Consider the following 13,125-nt stretch of genomic DNA (forward strand, 5'->3'; position numbering starts at 1 on the left):
CAGTAATTAAGTTGCTAGCTAACGTGTTAACTAAGTGGCTTTTCGGTCGGCGTCAACGTGGCGTTACACCGCTTGAAAGTCTGCTTAGGCGATCTGGTTGCATTCTCGCTTGCGTAGGAATGTAAGACAGAAATCGCATTTAAAAATATACATTTCAGGTATCGAGTTTTCCTACCACCAGATATTCCAACAGTGCTTTCTGCACGTGCAAGCGATTTTCAGCCTCGTCCCAAACGACCGATTGTGGTCCGTCGATGACTTCGGCTGATACTTCTTCACCCCGATGCGCGGGAAGACAATGCATGAAAAGTGCGTCCGGCTGTGCACGTGCCATTTTGGCCTGATCCACGATCCAGCCATCGAAGGCTTTCAGGCGTGCATTATTTTCAGCCTCATAACCCATACTCGTCCAGACATCGGTCGTGACCAAGTGTGCGCCCACGCAAGCATCCGAGGGATTATCGAACAAAGTGTATTGCGTGCTATCAGCGGTGACCAGCATCGGATCGAGATCGTAGCCTTTTGGCGTTGAGATATTGACGTGAAAGCCAAACACCTGCGCCGCTTGTAGCCATGAATACAACATATTGTTGGCATCGCCGATCCACGCTATCGTCTTGCCAGTGATAGAACCACGTTGTTCAACGTAAGTGAAAAGGTCCGCCAATACCTGACATGGATGATATTCATTCGTCAGGCCATTGATCACCGGCACGCGTGAATTGGCAGCAAAACGCTCAATGATGTCCTGGCCGAAGGTACGGATCATGATGACGTCGCACATGCGTGACATCACTTGTCCGGCGTCCTCGACCGGTTCACCACGTCCGAGTTGGCTGTCGCGCGTGTTGAGATAAATGGCGGCACCGCCGAGTTGATGCATTCCGGCCTCAAACGACAAGCGGGTGCGGGTCGAGTTTTTCTCGAAAACCATTACCAGCGTGCGATCAAGTAGCGGGTGGTGCGGCTCATAGTTCTTAAACTTACGCTTGATGATGCGGGTACGTTCAATGATGTACTCGTACTCATCGAGCGTAAAGTCGGAAAACTGCAGGTAGTGTTTGATTGCCATAAATGAAAATGGCGGCCAGTGGTAGATCTGCCGCCGAAGTTTCTAACCCGTTCAATTATAAGGGATATTGCTCAAAAAGATACCTAAGGAAGGAGCCTAATCAACCTTATCTCCGCTACAAGCCATGCACAAGCCACGGCGTATCGGAAGCATGTTGGGATGGCCGCATCATCTGGCTTCAATACAGTGTTTGTGATGATTCATGCAACAGTTGCTTATAGAGCTGATGCCGCATTGGGGCAATTTTTCCTTCTTGCACCGCTTCAAGAACAGCGCAATTCGGTTCTATCAAGTGATGGCAGTTGTAAAATTTACATTTCCCCAAAAATGGTGCGAACTCTCGAAAAGCGCGTTCCAGCATGCCTTCGCTGAGTTGATACAGGCCAAACTCCTGAAATCCGGGCGAGTCAATGATGTAGGTTTCATCGTCAGCCGTTGGATGCACTTCATACAATCGGGTGAAAGTCGTCGTGTGTTTTCCGGTATCCAATGCCGCCGAGATTTCCCGGGTGGCAATGTCAGCGTCTGGCACGATCAGATTGATGATCGATGATTTGCCCATACCTGATTGCCCGATCAGGATGGTCGACTGGTTTTCCAGAAGAGGCATTAAGGTGGCGCAGGTTTGCTCTGGCGCTCCTATTGCCGATACTTCGTGGATCGGATAGCCAAGCTTGGCATACGGTTGTAGCCGTTCGCGTGTTCTCGGCAGTGAGGCGACGATGTCGGTTTTGTTCAATATGATGTGCGCGGCGACACCCGCCGCTTCAGCCGCCACCAAGGCGCGCGAAATCAGATCGTCGGTAAAGCCCGGTTCCGTCGCCACGACGATAAATAGTTGCGAAACATTGGCGGCGAGCAACTTCGATTTGTATTGATCCGAACGGTATAAGAGGCTGCGCCGTTCTCCGAGGGACTCGATCACCGCCTGGTTTTTTGAGGTCATGTTGAGATTGACCTTATCGCCCACGGCAACATCGCTCTTCTTGCCGCGTGTCACGCAATGCAGTTTTAAGGACTCGCCATCCACTAGCGCCTGAACCATATAGTGACGTCCGTGGGCCGCGATGACGACGCCGACAGCATTGGCGATGCCCGTTTTTACCGCTTTACCCGGCTTCGGTTTGTAATGATCAACCATGGAATGTAACCGGTTCTAATTTTGTGGCGAGTAGCTTATTGATACGTACCGAGGCTGGAGGATGCGAATCGTAAAACGCGGAATGTAACGGATCAGGCGTGAGCGTCGAGGCGTTGTCCTCGTACAATTTAACCAGCGCGGCGACCAGATCGTCAGCATTAGTATATTTGGCTGCAAACGCATCTGCTTCAAATTCATGCTTTCGCGAAGTGATTGATGACAGCGGTGACAACATGAACGTAAAAATTGGCAGTGCCAGCATGAACAAAATTAATGCCATCGCATTGTTATTCGAAAGGTCAGATAACAGCAACGGAATAACGCCAAGTCCGGTAAAAAACCATAATTGTTCTTTGAGATAACCGAGTAATGCCAAGAAAACAAGTGAGACTGCAAATATGACCACGATCCGCTTAACAATATGTTTGAGTTTGAAATGTCCCAATTCATGCGCCAATACCGCTTCGATTTCATGCGGTGCAAGGCGCGCCAGTAATGTATCAAAAAAGACAATACGTTTGCTAGCGCCAAAGCCGGAGAAATAAGCATTGCCGTGCGCGCTGCGCTTGGAACCGTCCATGACGAACAATCCCTTTGACGCAAAGCCGACACGCTGCATCAACCCTTCGATCCGTGCTCGCAAGCTGTCATCGGTCAATGGCGTGAACTTATTGAACAGCGGTGCGATCACCGTTGGAAACAGAATGAGCATCAATAATTGGAAACCGCTCCACACCAGCCAAGCATAAAACCACCAAATATCACCGGATTTTTCCATGAGTAACAAAATCACCCAAATCAACGGCAAGCCAATTGCAGCCCCCAACAAGGTGCTTTTTAACAAATCGGCGAAAAACAGCTTATGCGTCATTTTGTTGAAACCATAACGCGCTTCAAGAACAAATTGTTTGTAATAGGCAATTGGCAAATCGATTACGCCAGAGATCAATACAAAGGCGACCACCAGGCTCATTTGATACAACATGCCAGAACCGGTCCAGCCATATAATGTGCCGGATAGCCATTGCAAGCCACCCAATAGCGTGAAGCCGATCAACACAACGGCATTGATGAGTAAGCCAAAAAGTCCAAATTTGGTCTTGGCAACGGTGTAATCTGCGGCCTTTTGATGCGCCGAAAGATGAATTTTTTCGGCGAATTCGGGTGGCACTGCGCTACGATGCTGGATGACGTGACGAATCTGTCGCGAACCGAGCCAAAAGCGTACTGATAGGCTTATTGCCAAAAAAACTATAAATAATACTGAAAATGCAAATGAAGACATGTTGTCCCTATGTGAGAAAATACGCGACTGACGGCGAAAACTAATCGCGTTTCCCAATAAATAGTAAAGAGAACAATTATGTCACAAGCTATCGACTCATCGACACCATCCGCACCTGTTGTGGCGCCATTACGTCCGAATGAATTCAATCTGATCTGGGTTGATATGGAAATGACCGGACTTGACCCGGATGCAGAGCGCATTATTGAAGTGGCGGTAGTCGTCACCGACCCGCAACTGAATATTCTGGCAGAAGGTCCGGTTTTTGCGATTCATCAGTCTGATACATTCTTGGATGGTATGGACGCCTGGAACAAAGGCACGCACGGTCGCTCTGGTTTGATCGAACGCGTCAAGACCTCCACGGTGACTGAAGCCGAAGCCGAAACTGAGCTGATCGCCTTCCTGCGCAAATACGTACCGAACGGCAAATCGCCGATGTGCGGCAACACTATTTGCCAGGATCGTCGTTTCATGGCGCGTGGCATGCCTAAGCTGGAAGCGTTCTTCCACTATCGCAATCTGGATGTCTCAACATTAAAAGAATTATGCCGCCGCTGGAAGCCAGAGTTGGCGAGTGGATTCAAAAAACATCAAAAGCACACGGCGTTGGCAGATATTCTAGAGTCAATTGAAGAGCTGAAATACTACCGCGAACACTTTATTAAAGAGTAAGCCGGACACGCGTCAAGATAGGCGTTCAAGCAAAAAAACCTCACCGCTCATATGAATCGGTGAGGTTTTTTATATTGTGCAATGCATTCCGCTATATCGGATTGCCCACCATTGCAGACAGCGCTGCAAAGTTAATTATTCTTCAGCTAACCCAGCGCCACAGCATTTTTTAAATTTCTTGCCGCTACCGCACCCGCACAGATCATTACGTCCGACTTTTGGTGTTTCGCGTTGAATCGTTTTGACTGCGGATTTGCGGTTTGGCAACCAATAACGGTAAATTTCCGGAATGGCTGATTCGACTTCCACGGTCAGCTTATGGCGCTTGACCGGATCCTCGCGCAAAAGCATTTCCTCTTCTTCCAGCTCTTCGGCCCCAAGCAAATAAATCGGCCGCACCACGGTCGCTAAATTCGAGGTCCAGATTGGCTCCCACGCTTTGGCGCGTAGATTAATACCTTCCCAGAAACCCCACGTCCACGCTTCACCATCCAGCAGCGGCTTTCCTTCATGCTCAAACTCGCAAAATAATGGCTCGTATTCTTTTGGTGCCACTTCCAACGTCACCGCGATTTCATTCATGTAGCGCGCTATCAGGCCGACAGTGCGCTCGAATTCCTTGTCAGACTTAAACTTAGGCGCATCCTTCAGTGATGGTCCCCAGACGTGCGGTAACCACTCACCAAGTAAAACTTGCTCTGGCCCGATCACCAGCGCGGTCAGATAACCGTGCAGCGTATCCATCGTCATGCTTTCTTCGCCGCAGCGGTCAGAAAGCAAAAAGTCGTCTAATTCATCAAATTCTTTATCTGATAACGGTTCGTCAAGTTCCATCGTGATGCCTATATAAAATGTAAGTGTAAAGTGCGCGATGGCGGATTTTACGATTGAAATGCGCCAAACCTGCAAAAAGCGTCAAAAAACAATCAAATCACGGGAGTGTTGACTAGCTCCGGCCATTTTATTGCCGACGCTCAGTCAAATGAACGTGAAGATCAGCTTGGGAAGTCCCGTCCTAGTGCGTGCATTAGCCGATCTCTTCTTCGAAATTAAGCTCAATGCCGTTACCAGCAGGATCTTTGAAGAAAAGCTGGGTTTGCCGCGTTATCTGCACCAAAGCAACTTTGTACACGACTTGATGCAGCGCCAATCGTGCTCGCATCTCTGCCTGATTGATACAGGTAAAGGCAACGTGGTCAAAAGTGTTGGATCTTGTATTTTTTGCATCGCCTAATAATGCGTCGCTTGGTACTTCCTGCACTGCTTCGCTGGCAATCTCATTCATTGCCTGACTCAAATGCAAAATCGGGCGACCGCCTGCATAAAGCCAAAATCCGACACTATTAAAAGCAGGGCGCGCACCTTCTTCGAGACCCACAACATCGCAATAGAAATCCCTGAGTATCAACATCAGGTCGTGCGGTGCGCGTAAATTGTAATGATTGAGGCCGATGGCTGGCATGAAAAATTCCGGTTGAATTGATGTCGACAACAACGGCCACTTGTTCTCCGTAACCCAAATTTTACGCCTGTTGAATGATGACGTTGTGCTTTATCCCATTGTGGCAAAAATGACGGTCAATAAGCGGTATTCCTTCGGTTGGAAAAAAATAGTGACCGTGACTGAAATATTTGGATGTCACGAAAGATGATAGGGCGACATTGCAGCTTACAATGGAGATTATGAACCTACTCACACCCGCATCATTTTCTACCTTGACCCCGGACACCGTGCTCGATGCGCTCGACAGCATTGGCTTACACGGCGATGGTCGTTTGCTTGCGCTCAATAGCTACGAAAATCGGGTTTATCAGATTGGGATGGAAGATGGTCCTCCGCTGGTGGCGAAATTTTATCGACCACAGCGTTGGAGCGATGCCGCGATTTTGGAAGAGCATGCATTTGTGGAAGAACTTGTAGAGCGCGAAATTCCCGTAGTGCCAGCTTCGGCGAGTAAAGACGGCAATACTTTGCATCAATTTCACGGCTTCAGATTCGCAGTGTTTCCACGCCATGGCGGACGTTCGCCTGAATTGGAAGATAGTGCGACGTTAGAATGGCTCGGACGATTTTTGGGCCGTATCCATTCGGTTGGACAATTAAAAACATTTCAACATCGGCCTACGCTAGATATCACTACCTTCGGAATCGAGCCAAGTAATTATTTGTTGGGAAGCGGGTTTGTGCCCGAAGATCTGCTTGCGGCTTATCGCACTACTGTAGCGCAGGCGCTCGACGGTGTGCGGCGCTGCTTTGATCGTGCCGGTGACGTTGGCGCGCTGCGCTTGCATGGCGACTGTCATGGCAGTAACGTACTCTGGACCGATGCCGGGCCGCACTTTGTCGATTTTGACGATAGCCGCATGGGACCCGCTGTACAAGATTTATGGATGTTATTGTCGGGTGAACGTCAGGACATGGTGCGACAGTTGTCCGACCTGCTTGCAGGATATGAGGATTTTTGCGATTTCGATCCGCGTGAATTGCATCTGATTGAAGCGTTGCGAACCTTGCGTCTGATTCACTATTCGGCATGGATTGCCCGGCGTTGGGATGATCCTGCCTTTGCCGTTGCATTCCCCTGGTTTAATACGCAGCGCTACTGGCAGGATCGCGTGCTGGAGTTGCGCGAGCAGATCGCATTGATGGATGAGCAACCGTTGTGGCCAGCGTAAGGTTTCTGGCAACTAGATGGCTGGAATTGACGCAAAGCTCGTCAGCAAAACGCCTCGATTTAATTGACGGCAGTTTTGCTACTTCTAAAGCGTATATAGACAAAGTAATCGAAGATACATAATGACATCAAACAGCAAAACACTCACACCCGCATTGGCATCTCAGTTTGCCAACATGGTCCTTGGTCATCTGACGCAGGAATACCCCAACAAACTGACGCATACGCTAGATAGCGCCGCCGATGTAAAGAGTCCTCGCGCCCTCTATCCCATTTTTTACGGCAGCTACGACTGGCATTCTTGCGTTCACGGTTATTGGTTACTTACGCGGTTGTTGACGCGTTATCCGACATTGGCGGAGGCTTCGGCAATACGGGCCGTGTTTGACCAACAACTGACTGAAGAAAACGTAAAAGGTGAGTTGGCCTATCTTGCATCGCCATCACGCGCCGGCTTTGAGCGTCCATATGGATGGGGGTGGTTACTGGCGTTGCAGTCTGCGCTGAACAAACTTGACACCCCAGAAGGCCAGCGTTGGGCCAAAACCTTAATGCCGCTGTCCGATGCTTTTGTTGCCCTTTTCGTTAATTTTTTGCCTAAAGCAACTTATCCGGTGCGCGTCGGTACGCATTTCAATACGGCCTTTGCGATGACGTTGGCGCTGGAATACGCCCGTGCGGTTAATAACACACAGTTGGAAACACTGATCGCCGAAACGGCACGACGGTGGCATGCCCAGGACGTGGACTGTCAGGCCTGGGAACCAAGCGGGGATGAATTTTTGTCGCCTGCGCTGATGGAGGCTGAACTGATGCGGCAGGTTTTGCCAGCCGCCGAATTTGATACGTGGTTCCGTGCATTTTTGCCTCATCTGGCGCAACGTCAACCGGCTACCTTGTTTGAACCAGCAACAGTTACTGACCGAAGCGATGGCAAGATTGCGCATCTGGACGGACTTAATTTTAGTCGTGCCTGGTGTCAGCGTTCACTGGCAGGTGCATTGCCGTTGGATGATGCACGTTCAGTCGTATTATTGGATGCAGCCGATCACCATTTTGACAGTGCCATTGCACATATTTCTGGTGATTATATGGGGGAACATTGGTTGGGAACGTTTGCTTTGTTGGCTTTGGAGGCTTGATTTATTGTGCAGGTATTTTGAGTCGGGAAGGGCTTGCGGTTCGATGCTTGGATAACTTGAGCGGTTGGTGCTCCGTGGATGCTGGTCGGGGTAGCCCGACAGGTAGTTACTTTCTTTTGCCTCGGCTCGGCGCCCCCGCCAAGAAAAAGTAACCAAAGAAAAGGCGACCGCAACTGACGCTGCCCTGCGGGTTCCCAAGTATTTCAGCCGTCAGTCGGGTTGAAAGACCAACTCGCTTCGCTCAAACATGTCTTCCAACAATTCCCGACTGACAGCTGAAATACTTGGCAGCGTCCTTGACGGGGTACGTCAAATTCAAAAGCAACTGTAACTGCAACTTCCACAGCATTTATAGTGGCTGTGATTCAGTTTGCAATAACCCCGTCTACAAGCTTTATATGTCAATAAACTTAAGCGAACGGTTAATGCGCAACCGATTTAGAAAAGACATTCAGTACGACGACGCCCGCCACAATCAAACCGATCCCGATCAACGCTGCGGTGTCCAACGTTTGTTTGAATACTAGCCACCCGATCATGGCGATTAGCGCAATACCAATGCCGGACCACATCGCATACACGATGGCGACCGGCAATGTGCGCAATGTTAGCGACAGAAAATAAAACGCGATCAGATAACCTGTGACGACTACGATTGACGGCAGCAAGCGGGTGAACTCGCTGCTGGCTTTTAGTGCGCTGGTGGCAATGACTTCTGCGACGATAGCGATACCTAAATAGAGCCAATGCATTATTTTCCTTAGAAGCCAGTACTGGCGCAGCGGGTGAAAATTGGTCGACTAACATCATCGATTTTGGATTTTCTCAGTTCACGTTAAGTCGCTATCGGTTTGCGTATTTCTTTGTGCGTGCGTTCTGCGTGAACATCTGATCATATAAGAACAGACAAACACCTCGGATGTTTGCGCGACAGGTTTTTGCATGAATGCGGCATGCCGATAATATTGGGAGCGCTTACTCGCTGTCTGTGCCATGGGGTTCTTCGTCGGACAGAGCGAGAATCAACGCATCAAATACAAGTCGGATTCTGGCGGGTACCGGACCTCGCTGTGGTCGATACACAAACAAGCCCCAAGGCTCGGGAGCCAGTTTTTCCATCACAGGAATAAGCTCTCCGGCGGCGATTAATTTTTCCACTAAGAATCCCGGTATCTGACCATACGCCAGGCCCGATAGCACCGCCGCCAATTCAGCTTCTGCGTCATCGCAAATAAAACGTGCGTTGGGAGGGTTAGATTGCTGTCCTCCCGCGAATAACCATGGCCATGGTCGACCGGTATCGCGATCAAACATGGCGGTGGTTGGGAGTGCGTTTAAATCTTCTATATGTTTGGGATCGCCATGTTCGGCAAAGAGGCCCGGCGTAGCAACCACATGAAAGCGCACTTTGGCGACCTGTCGCGCGACGAAACGGCTATCGCGTAAATACCCCATCCGTACGCCGATATCGATTTTTTCACTTACCACGTCAGCATGGCGGTCACTTAGACGAAGGTCGAAACGGAGTTGAGGATGTTGTTTTGCAATCAACGTGAGCGCAGGCAACAATAACTGACGCCCGAGGACGCTGGGTGCGGTCAGCGTTATCAGACCTTCCAATTCCAACTCGCTAGTTTCATCGGCGCTTACAAACAGACCATCCAATTGCGCTACGCTTTGACTGGCGCGGGTTGCGAGCATTTCGCCGTAGGCTGTAATTTGGACATTGCGTGTATTACGATGAAACAGAAGCTCACCTTGTAATCGTTCAAGCTCTCGCACCGCTCTGGTGACCGCTTGCGGCGATATACCAAGTTTGATCGCGGCTTCTTTAAAACTGATTGCTTCCGCTGCAACACAAAAGATACGCAACATTTCTAAGCGATTTAACATTTTCCCTAACTATTCCAAAAAATGGAATTATAAAGTGAAATATTGATCATTTACTGGCAGATAGTATCCTACGATACTTGCTCCAACGCAAAAAATGTTTTGCATAAACTGGAGTAACAAAAATGAACAAAAATATCGAAGGTAAAGTAGTTGTGATTACCGGTGCCAGCAGCGGTTTGGGTGAAGCCACTGCGCGCCATCTGGCCGCTCTTGGAGCTTCAGTGATGCTCGGCGCACGGCGCCTGGATAAATTGATTCAGATTGCCGCTGACATTCGCGCAGCAGGTGGAAAAGTAGAGATTGCTGCCACAGATGTGACGCAGGCTGTTGAAGTGCAGGCGTTGATCGACGCCGCCGTCCGCACTTTTGGACGTGTCGATGTATTGGTAAATAACGCGGGGTTGATGGCGATTGCGCCGATGAGCGAGACCAAGGTGGATGAGTGGGATCGGATGATCGACATTAACATCAAAGGCGTGCTCTACGGCATTGCAGCGGTATTGCCAATTTTTCAAAAACAAGGCAGTGGACATTTTATTAACATTGCTTCGGTGGCCGGTATTAAAGTATTCAGTCCGGGCGGCACTGTTTATAGTGGCACCAAGTTTGCCGTGCATGCGATTACTGAAGGATTACGTCATGAAGTGGGTGGCGCGATCCGCACCACGACCATTTCGCCAGGTGCGGTGGATTCCGAACTCAAGCTGGGCAGTTCCCACGAAGCAAGTGCTGCGTCAGTGAATGATTTTTATCAGATGGCGATTCCAGCGGATTCGGTCGCGCGTGCAATCGCTTACGCAATTGAGCAACCCGCTGGCGTGGATATTAATGAAATTGTCTTGCGGCCGACGGTTCAGGATTTCTAAGTTAGTAAGTGTTTAACCTAAATAATGCCATAAATTTTTTCATTAATATTGTTATAAATGTTGTACTAAATATTGCACGAGCATGATTGAGCTAAGTGAAAATGCTTAGCTATAAAATAGTAAATAGTAAAGATAAAAGCGGCGCTGAGTGTGCCGTTTTTTCTTTTTAAAGTCGTTATTATAAAATTATCGATTGCTGTAAATAATATTGATTAATTGATCCCATAAATGTCGTTAGAAAAGTATAAAAACCTTCAGCCGTACCTTCAGCCGTTTGTCTCCGCAAGCCCTTACGGTGACCTTGTCAGGTCATCTCTCTATTAAGAAATAATAGCCATTATTGATCACGTTTGACAATTCGAAATAGTTATTTATTTTACAATTTCAATGCTGTCAAAAGGATGATTTTTTCACACTTTATTGCTTTCAAAGCAACGTTAAAAGTGCGTTAATTCATCGACAATTCGATCCTCATTTTGAGTGAAAATAAAACATTGTGATCTAAATAATAGTGATTCAAATATAGCGTAAATGACGTATTTATTTATTGCTGCACGCCAATTATTGTATTGAGAATGATTCGTATTTGCTTTATAGTCTTCGTTCCACCACTTGCAGAACGGAGCGACAACATGGGTACGTCAAGGCAGCCGGAAGCGAATAACGGAAGTGCAGAAGTAGGTACAGTGTTGATTGCAAATCGTAATCTGCTGGTGAATATTGCAACAGGAATTACCGGTTGTCGCTGTCGTGCCGAGGATGTTGTACAGGACGTTTTTATTAAAGTCAGCGAAGGCGTTGCGCTCGCATCAGTGCGTCAACCATTAGCTTATCTCATGCGAATGGTGCGTAATCTGGCGATTGATCATTACCGTCGCAGGACCTTTGAGCGTCGTCACACCACCAATGAAGAAGAAGGCTATGACGTGCCGTCTCCGCATGCGGGGCCTGAGGCGAGCGTGATTCTCCGCGACATGTTGCAACACGTGTCGGATGCGTTGTCGACATTGCCCAAGCGCACGCGGACTGCTTTTGAGATGGTGCGCATTGGCGATTGCACATTACAAGAAACAGCGCGTGAACTCAAAGTATCACAAACCTTGGTCCACTTTATGGTCCGTGATGCCACCACCCATTGTCTAAATTGCGTGCAGGGTGCGCATGCATTATTGCGTGAGCCATCGGTTGCATGCAGAGGCTAAATCAAAGACTGAACAAAACCTGTTCAGGCCAACGATTACACGGCTGATCCCACATGTAAACTAAGGGTAAATAAAACCCGTGCTCATCCGTCTATAAGAAAATGGGTGGCCATTTCCCACCATGGTTCAAGGAGTAACGACATGAGTTTTGATAGCATAGATACAGTTTTTAGAGTCGTAGCGAATCACGAAGAGCAATACTCGATTTGGCCCGACTACAAGGATATGCCATTGGGTTGGCGCGAAACCGGCTTCAGCGGTAACAAGCAGGCGTGTCTCGCGCACATTGAAGAAGTCTGGGTTGATCTGCGCCCGTTAAGCCTGCGCCGACATTTGGCTGCGCAATCGATCTAGTAACGACAGATGAAGTCATCAATGACGCTGTTCTGTTTGCCGCATGCTGGCGCTAGCGCGAATGTCTACGCGCCCTGGCGTCGATTATTACCGCATTGGATGACGGTGCATCCGGTCGAATTGCCAGGGCGTGGCAACCGATTGAACCAACCGTTGGTTAAGGACTTTGACGTGTTGGTCGCGCAATTAGCTGATGAACTATCAGCCGCAGCGCATAGCACGCCGCGATATGCATTGTTTGGTCACAGTCTGGGCAGTTTGCTTGCTTTTGAGTTAGCTTATGCGTTAGCAGAGCTTGGCGTATCGATGCCTGCGGCACTATTCGTTTCAGGAGCGCCGGGGCCGATTTGGCGCGATATTGCCAGAGATGATTTCTTTAGCACGTGGCCAACAGATGCACAATTGATGGAAGAGTTGCGCCGCCTAAATGGCATGCCGACAGAACTTCTGCAAAACGCCGAATTGATGGAAATGGTATTGCCCGTAATGGCTGGAGATTTTCGTTTGGGTGCCAGTTTTGTTCGACGTGAACGCACGCCACTGCGTTGCCCGATTTACGCATTCGGCGGAACGCGTGACCCAGTCGTATCGACTGCAGCGCTGCATGCATGGCAGTGTGAAACAACGGCAGAATTTAAGACTCAGATGTTCGATGGCGATCATTTCTTTATTCGTGACCACGAGCGTGTTTTGTTAGGGCGATTGGAAGCGCTCTCCGCACAATCAGTAGTTGAGGCAGCTTGACGATCAACGCAACGAGCTGCTTCGAATTGTCGTCAGCCACACACATTTTTTCGGAAAAGGTTCGCTACTGGCAAGT

At 48.9% G+C, this 13,125-nt stretch carries 14 protein-coding genes; 7 read left to right on the forward strand and 7 right to left on the reverse strand.

Annotation, left to right across the window (positions count from 1 at the left end; all coding sequences use genetic code 11):
* Window positions 1-154: 154 nt before the first annotated feature.
* From argF to RGU75_RS14495, 3 genes are all read right to left on the reverse strand, one after another.
* Window positions 155-1,072, reverse strand: coding sequence for an ornithine carbamoyltransferase (argF, locus tag RGU75_RS14485; protein WP_322237033.1), 918 nt, complete (start codon window positions 1,070-1,072; stop codon window positions 155-157).
* 178 nt (window positions 1,073-1,250) lie between these two features.
* Window positions 1,251-2,117, reverse strand: a complete 867-nt coding sequence (rsgA, locus tag RGU75_RS14490; protein ID WP_322240535.1) for a ribosome small subunit-dependent GTPase A — start codon at window positions 2,115-2,117, stop codon at window positions 1,251-1,253.
* A gap of 88 nt (window positions 2,118-2,205) precedes the next feature.
* On the reverse strand, window positions 2,206-3,498 hold the full coding sequence (locus tag RGU75_RS14495) for a M48 family metallopeptidase (RefSeq protein WP_322237034.1): 1,293 nt from the start codon (window positions 3,496-3,498) through the stop codon (window positions 2,206-2,208).
* 78 nt (window positions 3,499-3,576) lie between these two features.
* Here RGU75_RS14495 and orn point away from each other — a divergent pair, with 78 nt between their 5' ends.
* Window positions 3,577-4,173: an oligoribonuclease gene (gene orn / locus RGU75_RS14500; protein WP_322237036.1), complete on the forward strand. Its 597-nt coding sequence runs from the start codon at window positions 3,577-3,579 to the stop codon at window positions 4,171-4,173.
* 135 nt (window positions 4,174-4,308) lie between these two features.
* Here orn and RGU75_RS14505 read toward each other — a convergent pair whose 3' ends face one another.
* Both RGU75_RS14505 and RGU75_RS14510 read right to left on the reverse strand, forming a co-directional pair.
* A complete protein-coding gene (locus RGU75_RS14505) occupies window positions 4,309-5,007 on the reverse strand; it encodes a UPF0149 family protein (RefSeq protein ID WP_322237037.1) in 699 nt (232 codons plus the stop codon).
* Between the two features lie 193 nt (window positions 5,008-5,200).
* On the reverse strand, window positions 5,201-5,635 hold the full coding sequence (locus RGU75_RS14510; protein WP_322237038.1) for a diguanylate cyclase: 435 nt from the start codon (window positions 5,633-5,635) through the stop codon (window positions 5,201-5,203).
* A 221-nt stretch (window positions 5,636-5,856) separates the two neighbouring features.
* Between RGU75_RS14510 and RGU75_RS14515 the strand changes: the two genes are divergently transcribed.
* Both RGU75_RS14515 and RGU75_RS14520 read left to right on the forward strand, forming a co-directional pair.
* Window positions 5,857-6,849 (forward strand): serine/threonine protein kinase, encoded by a 993-nt coding sequence (locus RGU75_RS14515; RefSeq protein ID WP_322237039.1) that lies wholly within the window; start codon window positions 5,857-5,859, stop codon window positions 6,847-6,849.
* 121 nt (window positions 6,850-6,970) lie between these two features.
* Window positions 6,971-7,990: a DUF2891 domain-containing protein gene (locus RGU75_RS14520; RefSeq protein ID WP_322237041.1), complete on the forward strand. Its 1,020-nt coding sequence runs from the start codon at window positions 6,971-6,973 to the stop codon at window positions 7,988-7,990.
* A gap of 422 nt (window positions 7,991-8,412) precedes the next feature.
* Here RGU75_RS14520 and RGU75_RS14525 read toward each other — a convergent pair whose 3' ends face one another.
* Together RGU75_RS14525 and RGU75_RS14530 are read right to left on the reverse strand one after the other, a co-directional pair.
* A complete protein-coding gene (locus tag RGU75_RS14525) occupies window positions 8,413-8,742 on the reverse strand; it encodes a multidrug efflux SMR transporter (RefSeq protein WP_322237043.1) in 330 nt (109 codons plus the stop codon).
* Window positions 8,743-8,965: 223 nt separating this feature from the next.
* Window positions 8,966-9,883, reverse strand: a complete 918-nt coding sequence (locus tag RGU75_RS14530) for a LysR family transcriptional regulator (protein ID WP_322237045.1) — start codon at window positions 9,881-9,883, stop codon at window positions 8,966-8,968.
* Window positions 9,884-10,005: 122 nt separating this feature from the next.
* Here RGU75_RS14530 and RGU75_RS14535 point away from each other — a divergent pair, with 122 nt between their 5' ends.
* From RGU75_RS14535 to RGU75_RS14550, 4 genes are all read left to right on the forward strand, one after another.
* Window positions 10,006-10,749: an SDR family oxidoreductase gene (locus RGU75_RS14535; protein ID WP_322237047.1), complete on the forward strand. Its 744-nt coding sequence runs from the start codon at window positions 10,006-10,008 to the stop codon at window positions 10,747-10,749.
* 632 nt (window positions 10,750-11,381) lie between these two features.
* Window positions 11,382-11,951 carry an RNA polymerase factor sigma-70 gene (locus tag RGU75_RS14540; RefSeq protein WP_322237049.1) on the forward strand — a complete coding sequence of 190 codons (570 nt, stop codon included), beginning with the start codon at window positions 11,382-11,384 and terminating at the stop codon, window positions 11,949-11,951.
* Between the two features lie 141 nt (window positions 11,952-12,092).
* Window positions 12,093-12,305 carry an MbtH family protein gene (locus tag RGU75_RS14545; RefSeq protein ID WP_322237051.1) on the forward strand — a complete coding sequence of 71 codons (213 nt, stop codon included), beginning with the start codon at window positions 12,093-12,095 and terminating at the stop codon, window positions 12,303-12,305.
* 9 nt (window positions 12,306-12,314) lie between these two features.
* Complete coding sequence (locus RGU75_RS14550) at window positions 12,315-13,049, forward strand: thioesterase II family protein (RefSeq protein WP_322237053.1); 735 nt, start codon at window positions 12,315-12,317, stop codon at window positions 13,047-13,049.
* The last annotated feature ends 76 nt before the right edge of the window (window positions 13,050-13,125 follow it).

It is taken from the genome of Glaciimonas sp. CA11.2 (assembly GCF_034314045.1).
Lineage (GTDB): Bacteria > Pseudomonadota > Gammaproteobacteria > Burkholderiales > Burkholderiaceae_D > Glaciimonas.